At 62.3% G+C, this 16,687-nt stretch carries 16 protein-coding genes; 10 read left to right on the forward strand and 6 right to left on the reverse strand.

Annotated elements, in window-relative coordinates:
* Positions 1–722: 722 nt before the first annotated feature.
* Genes ASE80_RS28590 through ASE80_RS28600 form a run of 3 tightly spaced genes read right to left on the reverse strand, consistent with a single transcriptional unit; the run spans position 723 to position 3,464 of the window.
* Positions 723–1,649: a sugar ABC transporter substrate-binding protein gene (locus tag ASE80_RS28590; protein ID WP_056861869.1), complete on the reverse strand. Its 927-nt coding sequence runs from the start codon at positions 1,647–1,649 to the stop codon at positions 723–725.
* 19 nt (positions 1,650–1,668) lie between these two features.
* The gene (locus ASE80_RS28595) at positions 1,669–2,448 is read right to left on the reverse strand and encodes a TIM barrel protein (protein WP_056861870.1); all 780 of its coding nucleotides are present in this window, start codon (positions 2,446–2,448) and stop codon (positions 1,669–1,671) included.
* The gene (locus ASE80_RS28600) at positions 2,445–3,464 is read right to left on the reverse strand and encodes a Gfo/Idh/MocA family oxidoreductase (RefSeq protein WP_056861871.1); all 1,020 of its coding nucleotides are present in this window, start codon (positions 3,462–3,464) and stop codon (positions 2,445–2,447) included. The genes ASE80_RS28595 and ASE80_RS28600 overlap by 4 nt, the downstream gene beginning before the upstream one ends.
* A 184-nt stretch (positions 3,465–3,648) precedes the next feature.
* On the opposite strand from ASE80_RS28600, the gene ASE80_RS28605 reads away from it, so the two are divergent.
* Positions 3,649–5,631 carry a sigma-54 interaction domain-containing protein gene (locus ASE80_RS28605; RefSeq protein ID WP_056861872.1) on the forward strand — a complete coding sequence of 661 codons (1,983 nt, stop codon included), beginning with the start codon at positions 3,649–3,651 and terminating at the stop codon, positions 5,629–5,631.
* 30 nt (positions 5,632–5,661) lie between these two features.
* Here the strand turns inward: ASE80_RS28605 and ASE80_RS28610 are convergent, their stop codons facing one another.
* A complete protein-coding gene (locus tag ASE80_RS28610) occupies positions 5,662–6,711 on the reverse strand; it encodes a LacI family DNA-binding transcriptional regulator (protein WP_056861873.1) in 1,050 nt (349 codons plus the stop codon).
* A 161-nt stretch (positions 6,712–6,872) separates the two neighbouring features.
* Here ASE80_RS28610 and ASE80_RS28615 point away from each other — a divergent pair, with 161 nt between their 5' ends.
* Genes ASE80_RS28615 through ASE80_RS28635 form a run of 5 tightly spaced genes read left to right on the forward strand, consistent with a single transcriptional unit; the run spans position 6,873 to position 11,353 of the window.
* Positions 6,873–7,967, forward strand: a complete 1,095-nt coding sequence (locus ASE80_RS28615; protein ID WP_056861874.1) for a fatty acid desaturase family protein — start codon at positions 6,873–6,875, stop codon at positions 7,965–7,967.
* A gap of 30 nt (positions 7,968–7,997) precedes the next feature.
* Positions 7,998–8,318 (forward strand): MocE family 2Fe-2S type ferredoxin, encoded by a 321-nt coding sequence (locus tag ASE80_RS28620; RefSeq protein ID WP_017134582.1) that lies wholly within the window; start codon positions 7,998–8,000, stop codon positions 8,316–8,318.
* Between the two features lie 2 nt (positions 8,319–8,320).
* Positions 8,321–9,520: an NAD(P)/FAD-dependent oxidoreductase gene (locus tag ASE80_RS28625; RefSeq protein WP_056861875.1), complete on the forward strand. Its 1,200-nt coding sequence runs from the start codon at positions 8,321–8,323 to the stop codon at positions 9,518–9,520.
* A gap of 1 nt (position 9,521) precedes the next feature.
* Entirely contained in the window at positions 9,522–10,337 is an 816-nt protein-coding gene (locus ASE80_RS28630) for a sugar phosphate isomerase/epimerase family protein (RefSeq protein WP_056861876.1), read from the forward strand.
* 53 nt (positions 10,338–10,390) lie between these two features.
* Positions 10,391–11,353 (forward strand): Dyp-type peroxidase, encoded by a 963-nt coding sequence (locus ASE80_RS28635; RefSeq protein WP_056861877.1) that lies wholly within the window; start codon positions 10,391–10,393, stop codon positions 11,351–11,353.
* Here the strand turns inward: ASE80_RS28635 and ASE80_RS28640 are convergent.
* Positions 11,350–12,222: an undecaprenyl-diphosphate phosphatase gene (locus ASE80_RS28640; RefSeq protein WP_056861878.1), complete on the reverse strand. Its 873-nt coding sequence runs from the start codon at positions 12,220–12,222 to the stop codon at positions 11,350–11,352. The genes ASE80_RS28635 and ASE80_RS28640 overlap by 4 nt on opposite strands.
* 179 nt (positions 12,223–12,401) lie before the next feature.
* On the opposite strand from ASE80_RS28640, the gene ASE80_RS28645 reads away from it, so the two are divergent.
* Positions 12,402–12,908, forward strand: coding sequence for a GNAT family N-acetyltransferase (locus ASE80_RS28645; protein ID WP_026013489.1), 507 nt, complete (start codon positions 12,402–12,404; stop codon positions 12,906–12,908).
* Here the strand turns inward: ASE80_RS28645 and ASE80_RS28650 are convergent.
* The gene (locus tag ASE80_RS28650; protein WP_056861879.1) at positions 12,886–13,830 is read right to left on the reverse strand and encodes a GlxA family transcriptional regulator; all 945 of its coding nucleotides are present in this window, start codon (positions 13,828–13,830) and stop codon (positions 12,886–12,888) included. The genes ASE80_RS28645 and ASE80_RS28650 overlap by 23 nt on opposite strands.
* 186 nt (positions 13,831–14,016) lie before the next feature.
* On the opposite strand from ASE80_RS28650, the gene ASE80_RS28655 reads away from it, so the two are divergent.
* The 3 genes from ASE80_RS28655 (at position 14,017) to ASE80_RS28665 (ending at position 16,503) form a co-directional block, all read left to right on the forward strand.
* Positions 14,017–14,625: a TetR/AcrR family transcriptional regulator gene (locus tag ASE80_RS28655; RefSeq protein ID WP_056861880.1), complete on the forward strand. Its 609-nt coding sequence runs from the start codon at positions 14,017–14,019 to the stop codon at positions 14,623–14,625.
* On the forward strand, positions 14,622–15,299 hold the full coding sequence (locus tag ASE80_RS28660) for a type 1 glutamine amidotransferase domain-containing protein (protein ID WP_056861881.1): 678 nt from the start codon (positions 14,622–14,624) through the stop codon (positions 15,297–15,299). Before ASE80_RS28655 ends, ASE80_RS28660 begins: the two co-directional genes overlap by 4 nt.
* Positions 15,300–15,378: 79 nt before the next feature.
* Positions 15,379–16,503: an alkene reductase gene (locus tag ASE80_RS28665; RefSeq protein ID WP_056861882.1), complete on the forward strand. Its 1,125-nt coding sequence runs from the start codon at positions 15,379–15,381 to the stop codon at positions 16,501–16,503.
* The last annotated feature ends 184 nt before the right edge of the window (positions 16,504–16,687 follow it).

Below are 16,687 nucleotides of genomic sequence, written 5' to 3' on the forward strand. Positions count from 1 at the left end.
TCAAAAATGTGGGAGCTGGCTTGCCTGCGATTGCGTTGGGTCAGTTATGAAATGGGTGACTGACCCACCGCTTTCGCGGGCAAGCCCGCTCCCACATTTGGATCGCCATAGGTTTCCAGACTATTTGTAGCGCTGCTCGAACTGCACCCACACATTGCGCTGGCGAGGCGGTTGAAACACACCGATTTTGGACTGAAACCCGATCAAACTGTGGGAGCTGGCTTGCCTGCGGATGCGGTGGGTCAGCTATGAAATGGGTGACTGACACTGCGCTTTCGCGAGCAAGCCCGCTCCCACATTTGGAGCTCCATATTTTTCCAGACTATTTGTAGCGCTGCTCGAACTGCACCCACACATTGCGCTGGCCGAGGCGGTTGAAACACACCGATTTTGGACTGAAACCCGATCAAACTGTGGGAGCTGGCTTGCCTGCGAATGCGGTGGGTCAGCTATGAAATGGGTGACTGACACTGCGCTTTCGCGAGCAAGCCCGCTCCCACATTTGGATCTCCATATTCTTCCAGACTATTTGTAGCGCTGCTCGAACTGCACCCACACATTGCGCTGGCCGAGGCGGTTGAAACACACCGATTTTGGACTGAAACCCGATCAAACTGTGGGAGCTGGCTTGCCTGCGAATGCGGTGGGTCAGCTATGAAATGGGTGACTGACACTCCGCTATCGCGGGCAAGCCCGCTCCCACAGTTGAGGGCACCCGACTTTTATTTGTAGCGCTGCTCAAACACCGCCACCTGTTCCGGCTTGATCAATTCAAACGGCACCCACACTTCCGATTCAATCGGCTCGCCCTTGATCATCCGAATCGCCGACTCCACGGCCTGTGTGGCCTGCGCCTTGGGGTCCTGGAACACCGAGGCGGTGAGCATCCCGCGCTTGATCGCTGCGAGGCCATCGGGCAAGCCGTCGATACCGATAATCGCGATTTCACCCTTGGCCTTGCCTGCCTGTTGCAACGCCATGGCCGCGCCAATCGCCATTTCATCGTTGTTGGCCACGATGGCATCGAACTGGGTGCCCGCGAGCAGCCAATTGCTGGTCAGGTCCATGCCTTTGCTGCGTTGCCATTCGGCGCTTTGCTGCTCGACCACCTTGATGCCGGGAAAGTCCTTGAGCACTTGCCTGGCGCCTTCGGTGCGGTCATGGGTGGCGTTCTGCGCGAGGTCGCCCATGATGATCGCCACATTGCCTTTGCCGCCGAGTTTTTCCGCCAGGTAGCGCATCTGCAATTGCCCGGCTTCGATGTCGTTGGAGGCCACCGTGACCACGCCTTTGGGCAGCGTGCGTTCGTCCGGGTGGCGGTTGACGTACACCAGCGGCGTCTTCGCGGCCACGGCGGCGCGGGTCATGTTGGCGGTGGCGGCGGTGTCCACCGGCAGCACGATCACCGCGTCGACTTTCTGGTTCAGAAAGCCTTCGACCTGATTGAGCTGGCGCACCACGTCGCCCTGGGCGTCTTCGAACTGGATCTGTACATCCTGCTGTTTGGCGGCGGCTTCCAGGCCGGTGCGCACGTAGGTCATGAAGTTATCGTCAACCCGGGCAATGCTCACGCCGATGCGGTAGGCGGCGAAGGTCCATTGGCTGAACAGCAGTAAAAAAGCAGCAACGATCAATGCGTAGCGAGGCATGAGGCGGTTCCTTTTTTTGTTATAGGGTGAAGGCTTGGCGGAAACGTTGCAGCGCCAGCTCACTGTCGCCGCTGGCCCAGCCTTCGAGGCCGACCACGCCGCTGTAGCCGATGGCGTGCAGCGCCCTGGCGATGGCCGGGTAGTGGATCTCGCCGGTGCCCGGCTCCTTGCGTCCTGGCACGTCGGCCACCTGGATTTCGCCGATGGCGCTGCCTGCGCGCTGGATCAGCTCGATCAGGTTGCCCTCGCCGATTTGCGCGTGGTACAGGTCCAGGTTCATCTTCAGGTGCGGGCTGCCGACGGCTTCGATCAGCGCCAGGGTGTCGTCGGCACGGGCAAACGGCACGCCGGGGTGGTCGACGTCGGTGTTGAGGTTTTCCAGCAGAAACACGCGGCCGGCGTCTTCGCCCAGGCGTGCGATTTTTTCCAGGGTCTTGCACGCGCTCAGCCACATGCGCCCGGTAGTCTGGCCCACCGGCTGCACCGGCAGGCCACCGTCACCCAGGCCGGTGCCGTGCAGGTTCAGGCTGGGGCAGTTCAGACGTGCGGCAACACCCAGGGACTCGCGGGCGCTGTCGAGCAACTGACGAATACCGTCGGGGTCGGTGAGGGTACCGCTGATGTAGCCGGTCATGGAGGTGAAGTCGGCGCCGGTGGCGGCCAGTGCGCCGATGTCCTTGTGGGTCCAGTTCCAGATTTCGGCGCTGAACCCCAGGGCATGAATGCGTTTTACACGTTCGATAAAGGGCAGGTCGAGAAACACCATCTCGGCGCTGACCGCCAGTTTAAACGGCATCATCGGCCAGCTCCTGGCACGGCCACGGCCTTGCCGGTTTCGAACGACTCGATGCAGGCGCGGGCAATCGCCAGGGCCGCACGTGCGTCTTCGCCGCTGGCCAGAGGTTTGGCGCCGGTGCGCAGGCACTCGACGAAGTGGTTGAGCTCGGCAATGTAGGCGTCGCGCAGCAGGTCGGTGTCCATGCGCTGGGTGTCGGCCTGGATCCCTTGGGCCAGGTAGCGCACCAGGTCAGATTCGTTGAGGCTGCCCATGCTCAGCATGCCTGCGCTGCCGAACACTTCGCCGCGCACATCGTAGCCGTAGACCGCCTGGAAGTTGGCCTCGGCGGTAGCGATGGCGCCATTGTCGAAGCGGATCGTGACCACGGCGGTGTCGAGGAAGCCTTTGCTTTTGTATTGCGGTGCAATCAGCGCATCGGCCATCACGTAGACCTGCACCGCCTCGGCGCCCGGGTTGAGGTAGCGCAGGGTGTCGAAGTCGTGGATCAGGGTTTCGAGGAAGATCACCCATTGCGGCGAGTTCGCGGGATTGTTGAGCGCCGGGTCGCGGGTCAGCGAGCGCAGCAATTGTGGCGTACCAATGCGCCCGGCCGCCACGTCGAGGTGGGCGGTGCGAAAGCTCTTGGCAAATCGCCGGTTGAAACCCACTTGCAGCGGCACGCGGGCATCGGCAGCAGCGGCGATGGCGCGGTCGGCTTCATCAAGGGTGATGGCCATGGGTTTTTCGCAGAAGATGCCCTTGCCGGCGCGGGCAGCGCTGATCACCAGTTCGGCGTGGCAGCGGGCGGGGGCGGCGATAAGGACGCCATCGATATCCGGGTCGTCGAGCAATTGCTGTGGGTCGGTGTAGACCTTGTTCACCCCCAGCTCCGTCGCCAGGCGTGCGGCCTGGCCGGGCGTGGGGTCGGCGATGGCGGCGAGGCAGGCGCCGGGGATGTGGCGGGCGGCCGTCAGCCCGTGGAAACTGCCCATGCGACCGGCACCGATCAAACCCAGGCGGATGTTCTGTGTACTCATGCAATGACCCCTTTTTATTGTTGGCCGCAGGACAGTGGTCAGCGGCTATGGGGTAAGAGCAAGCACTGTGCCAATATTTAACCTTTTGATATTTAAAGGATTATTTAATTCTATAAACAAAAATTGTTCATTCTGATGACATGCCTATACTGACATGTCAAAAACATGAACATGGATTGCCGCAATGACCCCCGTTCCCATGGCTTTCAGCGTGCAAGACCTCGACTACCTCACGGCCCTGGGGCCGGCTTCGCTGAACGACGGCCCGATTCCCGCGCTGGAACAGGCATGGCAGGCGTGTCAGGCCGGCGTGGTCGAGCGCCCGGCCGACGTTCGGCAGGTGATTTGGGATTCCTGGCGGCGCAGTGTCGAGGCGGGTATCAGCCCGGATGACAGCCAATACCGTTTTGTCGCCGCCGACGCGCTCGCGGCCACCCTGGCGGCCCACCGCGTGCTGATCGCGGCGGCGGCGCAGGTCATGCGCGGCTTGCTGGCCTACAACCCGCGCGGGCATATCAACCTCACCGACGCTGAAGGCACCACCCTGTATTTTTGCGGGCTGGATATCACGCCCATTGGCAGTCGCCTGCTGGAATCGGTACAGGGCACCAACTGCACCGGCCTGGCCCTGGCCGAAGACCGCCTGGTGTACGTGCTGGCCGAGGAAAACTTTGGCAGCGGCCTGCGTGAACGTCGCATGCATTGCGCCGCCGCGCCGATCAAGAATGCCCAGGGCCAGACCCTGGCCATGTTGACGCTCACTGCCGAGCCCGGCTGGTTTCACTTCCACACCCTGGGCACCGTGCAAGCGGCCGCCGAGGCGGTGGCGCGGCAGATGGCGCTGCAAGCGCTGCTGGAGGAACAGCAGACGGTGCTCGAGGTGCTCAACGAAGGCTTGGTGGTGCTTGATGAGCGCGGCTGCATCAAGGCGCTCAATCGCTACGCCCGGCAATTATTCCGCGTCGGCCTGGAACTGCTCGGCAGCCCGTTCCAGCGCCTGGGCCGCAGTGAGCTGAGCGATGCCATGTTGCTGCGGGCCAGCGAGGGCGTGCGTGACCTTGACTGCACCTTCCACTTGCACGACCGCAGCCAACTGGCGTGCCTGGTGTCGGTATGCCCGCTGGAGCAGGGTGGGGTGATTGTGTCGCTGCGCGAAAGCCGGCGTATCCGCGAAATCACCCGGCGCATTATCGGCACCCAGGCCAGCTACACCTTTGAAACCATCCAGGGTAATTCGCGGGCGATCCAGGACGCGTTGCACTTGGGGCGTATCGCCAGCCGCAGCGATTCCACCACCTTGATCCTCGGCGAAAGCGGCACCGGCAAGGAGCTGTTTGCCCAGGCGATTCACAACGGTAGCGAGCGCCATAAAGGCCCGTTTGTGGCAGTCAATTGCGGCGCGATTCCACGGGACCTGGTGCAAAGCGAATTGTTCGGGCATGTCGAGGGCGCGTTCACCGGCTCCGCCCGTGGCGGCTCGGCGGGCAAGTTTGAACTGGCCGATGGCGGCACGATTTTTCTCGATGAAATTGGCGACATGGCATTCGACGCCCAGGTCAGTTTGTTGCGGGTATTGCAGGAAGGTGAAGTCACCCGTGTCGGCGCAAAAAACTCCCGCTCAGTGAATGTGCGCATTATCGCCGCCACCCATCGCAACCTCAGCCAGGCGGTGGCGCAGGGTGCGTTTCGTGAAGACCTTTACTACCGCCTCAATGTCTTGAACCTGACCGTGCCGCCGTTGCGCATGCGCCGTGACGATATCCCGCTGCTGGCGCGGCATTTCCTCAATCGGTGCGCCCGTTCGATGCGCAAAGCGGTTCAGGGTTTTTCGCCGGATGCATTGGAGTTGCTCTCGGCCTACGGCTGGCCCGGCAACGTGCGTGAGCTGGAAAACAGCATTGAGCGGGCAACCAACCTGGCGATGGGTGAGTTGATCCAGGCTGCCGATCTGCCCCTTGAAACCCAGCAGCGTGCAGCCTTGCGCCCTTACGAACCTCAGCCCGCGCAGGACCTGAGCAGCCATGAGCGGCACGCTATCGTCGCCGCGCTTACCGCTGCCGGCGGCAATATCCGTTTGGCTGCACGGCAGTTGAACGTGTCGCGTGGCGGGCTGTACAACAAGATGAGCCGCTTCGGGTTGAGCGCCGGGGATTTTCGCTTGCAGTAATCCTCAAGCAAAACCCGGTCAAATTGTGTATCAGTTGGACAGGTTCTCCGAGGTCACGATCTGCGGTGGAATATGCACTCTGTGCCGCAGCGGGTCGAAGGCCTCGGCGGCCTGCAACGCCACCAGTAATTCGATCAGCGCGGTCGCCGTTTGCCGTGGCTGTGAGTCCATCACCACATCAATCAAACCCCGGCTCAGCGCCTCACGCGACAACGCGGTGGACTCCTGCAAAATACAGCACAGCGCCGGCCGTTTGGGCAGTTGCGCCAGGGCATTGATCACGCCGTCGCCGCCGCCGCCCACCACGCACAGGCCGCGCAAGTCGGTGTGGCGGGTGAGCAGGTCGAGGGTGGCTTCTTCAGTGATGTCGCTGTTGTCCAGGTTGATCAGCGGTTCCAGCGGCTTGAGCCCCGGCGCATGCTCGGCCAGGTAACTGTGCAAGCCTTCAACCCGTGCCTGGTGGCCGAGAAAACGATGGCCGCCCAACAGAATGCCGACGCTGCCTTTGCGTGCGCCGCAGGTGCGCGCCAGCAGCCAGCCCATGGTGCGCCCGACCACATGGTTGTCCTGGCCCACATAAGGCTCCAAGGCGTGCTCGTGGATATCCGAGAGCAGCGCAACCACCGGCACGCCGGCTTCGCGCACTTGCGCCAGTGTGGCGTTGATCAACGGATGGGCAAAGCTGACCACCGCAAGGGCGTCGCACTGCACGGCCAATTGCTCGATCTGTGCGGCGATGGCGCTGGGCGTGCGGTCGAGAATGTAGTCGAACTGGCAGGTCAGGTTGGCTGTAGCGTGATGCTGCGCAGCCGCGCTGATCGACTGCGCCAGGTTGGCGTAAAACGCTTGGGCGGTGCCCAGCAGCAGGATGCCGAAGCGATAAGTGGGGCGCCGTTCGCGAATACGCTGGCCAATCAGCCGTGCAGCAAAATAACCCACGGCTTCGGCGGCCTGGAACACCTGCTCGGCGGTCTGCGGATTCACCGGCGCTCGGGCGTTGAGTACGCGGTCGACGGTGGCCACACTCAAGCCCGCCTGGGCGGCAACGGTGGCGATGGTCGGGCGTTTATTATTGTTCATGACAGGCCTCTCAAGCGTCTTGATAGAAAACTATCAAGCTCCGCTGGGCCTGGATGATAGCTTGATAGGGAATGGATTCAAGGCCTTGAGGCGGATTTATCCACGCTCTATGGTTTGTTCGCAAAGCACCTGTTACCCAACGCTTGCGGAGAACAATAACAATGCCTGAACACACGCCTCACCGCGCCCGGCGCGACTACAGCCTCACCGGCCCTGAAGCTGCCCGCGCCGCAGAAAAGGGCCTGGTCTCGGCCAGTTGGTATCAATCGCCGATCTCGCGTAAACGCATGAAAGAACTGATGCAGCGCCGCGACGGCCCGGCGTTGCTCGACACGGCCCTGTGGCTGTCGGCGCTGCTGGTTACGGGGTTTGGCGGCTACTGGTTCTGGGGCTCGTGGGCGTGCGTGCCGTTCTTTATGGCTTACGGCGTGCTCTACGGCACCGCGTCCAACCCGCGTTGGCATGAGACCGGCCACGGCACCGCCTTCAAGACCCGCTGGATGAATGATGGGCTGTACCAGGTGGCAAGTTTTATGTGCATTTTCGAGCCGCATGTGTGGCGCTGGAGCCATGCGCGGCACCACACCGACACCATCGTGGTCGGGCGTGACCCGGAAATCGTCGAGCCGCGCCCGCCAAGCCTGTTGATGATGGGCCTGAGCCTGTTCAACCTGCCATTGGCCTGGAAAACTTTCAGCGGTGTGGCGCGCCATGCGATCGGCAGGATGAGCGCCCAGGAGCAGGACTTCATCCCCGAGTCCGAATGGCCCAAGGTGTTCCGTGCTGCGCGGATCTGGGTCGGTATTTATGCGCTGGTGATCGGCAGCGCGTTGTACCTGCACAGCTGGCTGCCATTGATGCTGGTCGGCCTGTCGAGCCTTTACGGCGCCTGGCTCGGCTACCTGTTCGGCCTCACCCAGCATGTGGGCCTGGCCGAAGATGTGCTGGACCACCGCAGCAACTGCCGCACCATCTACATGAATCGCGTGCTGCGCTTTATCTACATGGACATGAACTACCACCTCGAACACCACATGTACCCGATGGTGCCGTACCACGCGTTGGCGCAACTGCACGAAGAGATCCGCAGCGACTGCCCGCCGCCGTACGCGAATATTCTTGAGGCGTACAAGGAAATCCTGCCGACGATCTGGAAGCAGCGCAGCGACCCGAGCTATTTCGTGCAGCGCCCCGTGCGCCATCGCACAGAACCCACTGCCCATGCCCCGGTCAATGCCGAAGCCACTGCTGGCTGAGTTTCACCCCATCCAATAAGAGAAAACGCCATGAACGATCAATGGATCGACGTCTGCGCCGTGGGCGAAATTGACGAAGAAGACGTGCTGCGCTTCGACCATGGGCCGCACACTTACGCGGTATACCGCTCGGCCGAGAATGAATTTTTTGCCACTGCCGGCCTGTGCACCCACGAGAAAATCCACTTGGCCGACGGCCTGGTGATGGACCACGTGATCGAGTGTCCCAAGCACAACGGGCGCTTTGATTACCGCTCCGGCAAGGCCCTCGGCGCGCCGGTGTGCGTCAACCTCAAAACCTACCCTGTGCGGGTCGAAGCGGGGCGGGTTCTGCTCGCCGTGACGGCGTGAGCATGAACGCCCCCCTGATTATCGTCGGCGCCGGCCATGCCGGTGGCCGTGCGGCGCTGACCTTGCGCGAAGAAGGCTACACCGGGCGCCTGATCCTGATCGGCGATGAACCGCACTTGCCCTACGAGCGCCCGCCGTTATCCAAGGGCTTGCTGCAAGGCAGTACGGACCTGGCGGGTTGCAGCCTGTGTGACGGCCAGCGCATGGCCGCGCTGGGCATCGAACATATCGCCGGCAACCCGGTCACGCGCCTGGAGCCGCAGCAACTCCGGCTGCAACTGGCTGACGGCCAATGGCTGGACTTTGCCGGTGTGCTGCTGGCCACCGGCGGCCGGGCGCGACGCTGGCCTGTGGAGCAGGCGAACGTGCTTTACCTGCGCACCCATGATGAGGCCCTGGCCCTGCGCGACGCCTTGCGCCCCGGCACGCGGCTGGTGGTGGTCGGCGGTGGTTTTATCGGCCTGGAAGTGGCGGCGACCGCGCGCGGCCTGGGCTGCCAGGTCACGGTGCTTGAAGCAGGCCCACGCTTGGCGGGCCGGGTGTTGCCGCCGGTGATCAGCGAAGCGCTGCTGGATGTGCATCGCCAGCACGGCGTGGCGGTTCATCTGAATGTGGCACTCGAATCCATCGACGCCGACGCGGTGCAACTGGTCGATGGGCAACGCTTGCCGTGCGATCGGGTGGTGGTCGGCATTGGCATGCAACCTAATCTGGAATTGGCCGCAGCCGCGGGGCTGGAAGTAGGGCAGGGCATTCGCGTCGATGCGCAGCTGCGCACCAGTGCGCCGAACATTTATGCGGCGGGCGATGTGTGTGAGTTTCGCCTGGGTGGCCTGTATCAACGCCAGGAAACCTGGCGCAATGCCGAAGCCCAAGGCCGCCACGCCGCGCTGAATATGCTCGGGCGTGAGTTGCCGTTCGAGGCGCTGCCGGGCTTCTGGTCCGACCAGTACGACTGGGGCTTGCAGACCGTCGGCGTGATGACCCCGCTGACGGTCAGCCGGGCACTCCCGGGCGGCGGTTTGCTGTTGTTCCACCTGGATACCGACGGGCATTTGCAAGGCGCTTGCGGCTGGGCGCTCGGCAATGGCGTGGCCAAGGACATCAAGCTGTGCGAACGCTTGATCAGCGCGCGCATTGCACTCAATGCGGCCGACCTGGCCGACCCGGACGTTTCCCTTAAACACCTGCTGCGAGGCTGATATGCGCGAATTTCTGGTGTTCCAATCCCTCTGGGCCATGCAAACCGAGCCCGGGCCTCTGGAAGCCCAGCTCGATCGCATCGCCGGCGCCGGCTTTGACGGCATCACCGACCATTACTGGAAACCCGCCGAGGTCGCGCGCCTGCACGCTGCCGCCAGCGCCAGGGGCTTGCAGATCGAAGGCCAACTGTTCCCGCAATCGGTGGATGACCTGGCCGCCGCGCTGGATGTGATCAGCCGCTATGGCTGCCACCACCTCACCCTGCAGGCCGATGTGCGCCCGCGCACGCTGGGCGAGGCGGCCCGGCTGGTCGAAGGCTGGCAGCGTCTGGCCGAACAGGTGGACTTTCCGATCCTGCTGGAAACCCATCGCTACCGCCTGACCAACGACCTGCTGTTCACCCTCGACCTGCTCGCACAAATGCCCGACCTGAAACTGCTGGCCGACCTGTCCCATTACGTCGTCGGCCGGGAGTTGCCGGAGCCTGGCGCGGTTGAGGACGACGAACACATATGCACGATATTGCGCCACAGCTGGGGCTTTCACGGCCGGGTGGCCAGCAGTGAACAGGTGCAGGTCTCTGTGGATTTCCCTCAGCACCAGGCCTGGGTCGAGCGCTTTACCGGCTGGTGGCGCTACGGGATCGAAGACTGGCTGGCCCGGCCTGACACGCCCAATAGCCTGTCATTCACCTGTGAACTGGGCCCGCCGCCCTATGCGATCACCGATGCTAACGGCGGTGAAATCAGCGACCGCTGGGCCGAGGCGCTGAAGCTGAAGACATTGATTCGCCAGGTGTGGGAGAGCTGCCAGTGATGATCTGCTAATCTGCGCGGGTTAAAACCGCCCTTAGCCTGTGGACTTTCATCATGAAGACTTGCCCTGTTCAGCCACCTCTTGAGCCGCAGTCCGTCTGCCATCCCATCACCAGCAGCGCGATCTTCATGGTGGCAACCGTCGCTCCCGGCAGTGAAGACCAGGTGCGCGCCTGGTGCGGCGATATCGCCGGGCTGGTGCGTTCAGTGGGCAAGCGCGTGCCGGCGGGCAACCTGACCTGTGTCTGCGGGTTCGGCTCGGATGCCTGGAGCCGGCTGTTCGGCGGGCCACGCCCGGCAGCCTTGCACCCGTTTCGCGAGTTCGGCGTGCCAGGGCGCATGGCGCCGTCGACGCCCGGCGATATCCTGCTGCATATCCGCGCCGAGCAGATGGACCTTTGCTTTGAGTTGGCCACGCAGTTGATGGTGGCCCTGGGCGACAGCGTCAAGGTGGTGGATGAGGTCCAGGGTTTCCGCTACTTCGATATGCGCAGCATCATCGGGTTTGTCGACGGCACCGAGAACCCGGTGGGGCGCAAGGCCGTCGGCTTTACCATCGTCGGCGATGAAGACGCGGAATTTGAAGGCGGCAGCTACGTGCTGGTGCAGAAGTACCTGCACAACATGAGCGCCTGGAACGCGTTGACGGTGGAAGCGCAGGAGAAGGTAATCGGGCGTACCAAACTGGCCGATATCGAACTGGATGACGAGACCAAGCCGAGCAACTCCCACAGCGCCCTGACCGTGATCACCGACGCCGATGGCGAAGAAGTGAAAATCCTGCGCGACAACATGCCCTTTGGCCGCCCGGGCGCCGGCGAGTTCGGCACCTACTTTATCGGCTACGCGCGCTCGCCGCAGCCCCTGGAGTTGATGCTGGAAAACATGTTCGTCGGCCGCCCGGTCGGCAACTACGACCGCTTGCTGGACTTCAGTACCGCCGTGACCGGCGGCCTGTTTTTTGTGCCTTCGGCTGATTTGCTTGAAGCGCTGGCCGACCGTCAACCGCGGGCTTAACTGAGCAACCCGGTGCTGACCGCCACAATCAGGAAGATCCCCAGCAGCGCGCGATAAATCACAAACGGCCAGGTGGAGAACCGCTCCAGGAACTTCATCAGGCCCCAGATCGCGAAGAACGCCGAGATACTTGCCACCACCAGACCGAAGAGCAAATGTGGCCAGGCGTGGGCGGGCAAGTCGGCGTGCAGCAACACCCACAGTTCTTTCAAACCGGCCAGCGCGATCGCCGGCAGGCCCAGCAGGAACGAAAAGCGCGCGGCTTCTTCACGCTTGAAGTTGAGGAACAGCGCGGCGGTCAGTGTCGAGCCTGAACGCGAGACGCCGGGAATCAACGCGCCAATCTGTGCAACCCCGACAATCAGTGCATCGCGCAGGCGCATCTGGCCCATGTCCCGGGTGTGGCGTGCACGCACTTCGGCCACCGCCAGCAATACCGCCATCACCACACAGGAAATGCCGATGACCATCAGGCCGCGCAACGGCGAGTTGCAGCTGTTGAGGGTCGAGGACAAGGCCAGGCCGGCAATACAGATAGGGATGGTCGCCAGCACAATCGCCACCGCCAGCTTGAACCACGGGTCGTTGTAGTCGCCCCGGCGTACCGCGCCGATGCTGCCCGTGGTGACCTGGCGCACATCGCGCCAGAAATAACTGACCACCGCCGCCAGCGCCGCCAACTGCATCGCCGCCGAAAACGCCGAGCCGGGGTCTTGCCAGCCGAGCAGGGCGGGCACCACACGCATGTGGGCGGTGGACGACACCGGCAGCAACTCGGTAATGCCCTGGATCACCCCCAGGATAAAAATCTGCAGGTAATCCAGGGAGGCAAAGCCCACATCCAGGCCGGCGGAACAGACGTTGGTCAAAATAGAGGTCCTTGAGAAAAAGGTCGAAGCTGACGAAGTTTATTCTAAATGTTTCAGGAATTTCGGTTGGACGGGGCAAATCCGCAATCGGTTCAGCAAACAGAAAGGTTATGCAATGTATTGGCCTGCGCGCGTGTTTTGTGAACAATGGCGCCCTGCGTTTTGTCACCGAGAGCCCCATGCCCGAAACCACCGTTGAACTGATCCAGACTGGCCCCGAAGAGTCCGAGCTGATCCGCAATCTTTACCAGTATTACGCCTATGAGTCCTCGGACTGGGAACAGGAAGATGTCGAGGCGGATGGCCGCTTCTACATCCACGATGAGCACCTGACCCGCTACTGGCACGACCCGCAATGGAGCGCCAACCTGCTGCTGGTGGACGGTTATATCGCCGGCTTCCTGCTGATCGAGGGCAGCGAACTGCCGGGCATCGACGCCCTGGAACTGGCCGACCTGTTCATTCTCAAGCGCTACCGCCGCAAAGGCATAGGCCGTGCCATCGCCACCCAGGTGTTGAGCAGCGGCCAGGCCGATTGGCTGGTGCGTTTCTATGACCAGGATGAAGTGTCCCAGGCGTTCTGGCGTGCCGTGCTGGATGATTTGCCGCGCCCGGTGCAGACCCTGGAGCTGGAGGATGACCCGCAGTTGGTGAGTTACCTGATTACCCGAGCGGTCCTGCATTAAAAGCCTGCTGCATGGCCTGCGGCGGCTGCCCGAAGGCACGCAGAAACGCCTGGCGCATGCGCTCGCGATCACCAAAGCCGGTTTCGCGGGCCACCACTTCGACCGGGTGACGGCTGGTTTCCATCAGCGCCCGGGCGGCTTCCACGCGCAGTGATTCGATGGCCTTGGCCGGGGTTTGCCCGGTTTCTTCGCGAAACACCCGACTGAACTGGCGCGGGCTCAGGCGGGCAACCTCGGCCAGGGCTTCCACCGACAGGTCGTGGGTCAGGTTTTCGCGGGCATAGGCCAGGGCCAGTTGCACGCGGTCGGACTTGGGGTCCAATTCCAGCAGGGCTGACAATTGCGACTGCTCACTGCCGCGGCGTTGCGCAATCACCAGTTTGCGGGCGATGCGCCGGGCCAGGTCGCTGCCCAGGTCGGCCTCGACCATGGCCAGTGCCAGGTCGACGCCGGCGCTCATGCCGGCACCGGTCCAGATCTGGCCGTCGACCACGAACAGTTTGTCTTCCTCAAGCTGGATGTGCGGGTAGCGCTTGCGAAAGGCGGGCGCGTGGATCCAGTGGGTGGTGGTGCGCTTGCCCTCGAGCAAGCCGGCTTCGGCCAACACGAAGATGCCCATGCACAACGAGGCTACGCGCCGTGATTGGGCGGAGGCGGCCTTGACCAGTTCGAGCAGGTTGGCTTCCGGCAAGCGAAATTCCAGATAGCCGCTGACGATCAGCGTGTCATAACCCTGCGCGCGGATCGGCGTGGTGTTCACCGAAAAGCCTTGGGAGGTCATCACGGCACCGCCGCTTTCGGACACCAAGTGAAACTCATAGGCCGGTTCGCCGCGCAGCAGGTTCGCGCATTCAAATACCGAGCCCAGGCTAAGGCTCAGGGATTGAAAGTTCGGGTAAACCATCAGCGCAACGCTGTGCATCATTGTTCTCCAAAAAACGCGGGCCAAGGGCTCGGGAGGGGTGATTGTCGGCGCGTGCCGGGTAAACGGCAACCGGCTTTGTGGCATGTCCGGAATCCTTGCGCATCTGACATTGTTGAAGTTTTACGTGGCGCCTAACATCCCCTCAACGAACTAGACGACTGGTCTAATCGGACGGGAAGCGTGATGAACAACGAAACTAAAAGTACCCGGCGGGCGATTCTGGACACCGCGCAAGTGATTGTCGGCCGCAAAGGATTTTCTGCGGTGGGCTTGAACGAAATACTGCAAGCCGCCGAGGTGCCCAAAGGCTCGTTTTATCACTACTTCAACTCCAAGGATGCCTTCGGCGTGGTGTTGCTCGACAGCTACTTCGACCACTACGTCAACGGCATGCAGCAGTTGTTCGATCAGCCTGAACTGTCAGGTTTTGCCAAGTTGATGCGCTATTGGCACTCCTGGGTCGACAACCAGACCGGCTGCACCGACACGGGCAAATGCCTTGCCGTCAAACTCGGTGCCGAGGTGTCAGACCTTTCAGAGCCGATGCGTCTGGCCCTGCAGCGTGGCACTGCACGCACCATTGCGTTGCTGGCAGAAGCCTTGCAGCACGGCGTTGAAGACGGCTCGCTGCCGGCACAGTCACACCCCGAAAGCCTGGCCCGGCGCCTGTATGCGTTGTGGCTGGGGACCAGCGTCATGAGCAAGATCACCCGAACATCAGCGCCGTTTGATGAGGCGCTGCTACTCACACAACACCTACTGCAACCCATCGATCGAGGCACTGGAAAATGAAAGTATTAATGGTACTGACCTCTCACGACCAGCTGGGCAATACCGGTCGTAAAACCGGCTTCTGGCTCGAAGAATTTGCCGCTCCCTATTACACCTTCAAGGACGCCGGTGCCGAACTGGTGCTGGCATCCCCGTCCGGTGGCCAGCCACCGCTGGACCCGGTCAGTGACCAGCCGGATGCGCAAACCGACGATACCCGCCGCTTTGCCGCCGACTCGGCCGCGCAGCAGGCCCTGGCCAACACGGTCAAGCTGGACTCGGTGAATGCCGCCGATTTCGACACGGTGTTTTACCCAGGCGGTCACGGGCCATTGTGGGACCTGGCCGAATCGCAAGCGTCGATCGCGTTGATCGAAGCCTTTGAGCGCGCCGGCAAGCCGATTGGTTTTGTCTGCCATGCGCCGGGTGCGCTGCGTCACGTCAAGGCGGTCAACGGTGAAGCGTTGGTGAAGGGCCGCCGTGTGACGGGCTTTTCCAATTCCGAAGAAGCCGCCGTGGGCCTGACCGATGTGGTGCCGTTTTTGATTGAAGATGATTTCAAGGCACTCGGTGGCCTGTATGAGAAGGGCGCCGACTGGCAGTCCTTCGTGCTTGAAGATGGCTTGCTGGTGACGGGCCAGAACCCCGCCAGCTCCAGCGACGTGGCCAAGGCCCTGCTGAAACTTACCGCTTGAATTAACTAACCGTTGCAGGCATTGGCGGCTCTCAAGAGCCGCCAATGCCTTTGTTCGCCCTGAATTTGGACAGTGACTCATGACTATGCGTGTTTTAAATACCCCGGTAAAACTGGGGCATCACACCCTGAATAACCGGGTTTTGCTGCCGCCCTTGACCCGTCAGCGCAGTGCGCAACCGGGTGATATCGCCACCGAACTGATGGCCGAGTATTACCGCCAGCGCGCCACCGCCGGGTTCATGGTCAGTGAAGGCACGCAGATCGAACCGCGTGGCCAGGGCTATGCGTGGACGCCGGGCATTTATACCCCGGCGCAGATCGACGGCTGGCGCCAAGTCACCGAGGCGGTGCATGCCGAAGGCGGGGTGATTTTCGCCCAGCTGTGGCATGTCGGCCGTGTGTCCCATAACGCGTTGCAGCCAGAAGGGTTGGCCCCGGTCGCGCCTTCTGCGTTGCGGGCGGAGCAGGCGAAAGCCTTTATCGAAACCGGCCCCGGCGTGGGTGAATTGAAACAGCCGCCGGTGCCGCGTGCATTGAGCGTGCTGGAGATTGAGGAACTGGTGGGGCACTACGCCCAGGCGGCACGCAATGCCTTGGACGCCGGGTTCGATGGCGTGGAAATCCATGCTGCCAATGGTTACCTGGTCAACCAGTTCATCTCGGCGCATGCCAACCAGCGCGACGACGAATACGGCGGCTCGTTGCACAATCGCTTGCGCTTTCTGCGCGAGATCGTTGAAGCGGTGACGGCGGTGGTCGGGCCGGAGCGCCTTGGCGTGCGTTTTTCGCCGTTGTTCAGCGGCACTGATCAGGACCGCGTGTATATCGGCCTGGTGGAGGAAGACCCGCATCACACCTATATCGAGGCGATCAAGGTGCTGGAGGCGTCCGGCATTGCCTATGTGTCCATCGCCGAAGCCGACTGGGACAACGCGCCAGACCTGCCTGAAACCTTCCGCCAGGCGGTGCGCAGCACCTTCAGCGGGCGCATCATCTACGCCGGGCGTTACACCGCTGAGCGCGGTGCAAAGCTGCTGGAGTCGGGGCTGGCGGACTTGATCGCCTTCGGTCGCCCGTTCATTGCCAACCCGGACCTGCCACAGCGACTGTTCAACGGCTGGCCATTGAACCCGCTGCGGGCAGAAGGGATGTACGGCGGCTCGGCGCAGGGCTATACCGACTACCCGGTGTATGCCGGGTAATCACGCCAAGCCGCTGCGATGGCGGTGGTTCAGGTGGTTAATTTTTCGCCTGTGCCGTCGCCTTCGCAGCCTCGCCAGGGCTCGACAGCTCTTATCAAACAAAAAATAACTCATTGTTTTTGCTATTAAAAATCAAGCCGCTTCAATCAGCTGCAACCCCAACTTTCGCGCCTTGCGTTCCAGG

It is taken from the genome of Pseudomonas sp. Leaf15 (assembly GCF_001421425.1).
Classification (GTDB): Bacteria; Pseudomonadota; Gammaproteobacteria; order Pseudomonadales; family Pseudomonadaceae; genus Aquipseudomonas; species Aquipseudomonas salomonii.

Bases quoted from the DNA above. Each gene is read 5' to 3' on its own strand.
- ASE80_RS28590 (WP_056861869.1), bottom strand. From the start codon at position 1,649: ATGCCTCGCTACGCATTGATCGTTGCTGCTTTTTTACTGCTGTTCAGC.
- ASE80_RS28595 (WP_056861870.1), bottom strand. From the start codon at position 2,448: ATGATGCCGTTTAAACTGGCGGTCAGCGCCGAGATGGTGTTTCTCGAC.
- ASE80_RS28600 (WP_056861871.1), bottom strand. From the start codon at position 3,464: ATGAGTACACAGAACATCCGCCTGGGTTTGATCGGTGCCGGTCGCATG.
- ASE80_RS28605 (WP_056861872.1), top strand. From the start codon at position 3,649: ATGACCCCCGTTCCCATGGCTTTCAGCGTGCAAGACCTCGACTACCTC.
- ASE80_RS28610 (WP_056861873.1), bottom strand. From the start codon at position 6,711: ATGAACAATAATAAACGCCCGACCATCGCCACCGTTGCCGCCCAGGCG.
- ASE80_RS28615 (WP_056861874.1), top strand. From the start codon at position 6,873: ATGCCTGAACACACGCCTCACCGCGCCCGGCGCGACTACAGCCTCACC.
- ASE80_RS28620 (WP_017134582.1), top strand. From the start codon at position 7,998: ATGAACGATCAATGGATCGACGTCTGCGCCGTGGGCGAAATTGACGAA.
- ASE80_RS28625 (WP_056861875.1), top strand. From the start codon at position 8,321: ATGAACGCCCCCCTGATTATCGTCGGCGCCGGCCATGCCGGTGGCCGT.
- ASE80_RS28630 (WP_056861876.1), top strand. From the start codon at position 9,522: ATGCGCGAATTTCTGGTGTTCCAATCCCTCTGGGCCATGCAAACCGAG.
- ASE80_RS28635 (WP_056861877.1), top strand. From the start codon at position 10,391: ATGAAGACTTGCCCTGTTCAGCCACCTCTTGAGCCGCAGTCCGTCTGC.
- ASE80_RS28645 (WP_026013489.1), top strand. From the start codon at position 12,402: ATGCCCGAAACCACCGTTGAACTGATCCAGACTGGCCCCGAAGAGTCC.
- ASE80_RS28650 (WP_056861879.1), bottom strand. From the start codon at position 13,830: ATGCACAGCGTTGCGCTGATGGTTTACCCGAACTTTCAATCCCTGAGC.
- ASE80_RS28655 (WP_056861880.1), top strand. From the start codon at position 14,017: ATGAACAACGAAACTAAAAGTACCCGGCGGGCGATTCTGGACACCGCG.
- ASE80_RS28660 (WP_056861881.1), top strand. From the start codon at position 14,622: ATGAAAGTATTAATGGTACTGACCTCTCACGACCAGCTGGGCAATACC.
- ASE80_RS28665 (WP_056861882.1), top strand. From the start codon at position 15,379: ATGACTATGCGTGTTTTAAATACCCCGGTAAAACTGGGGCATCACACC.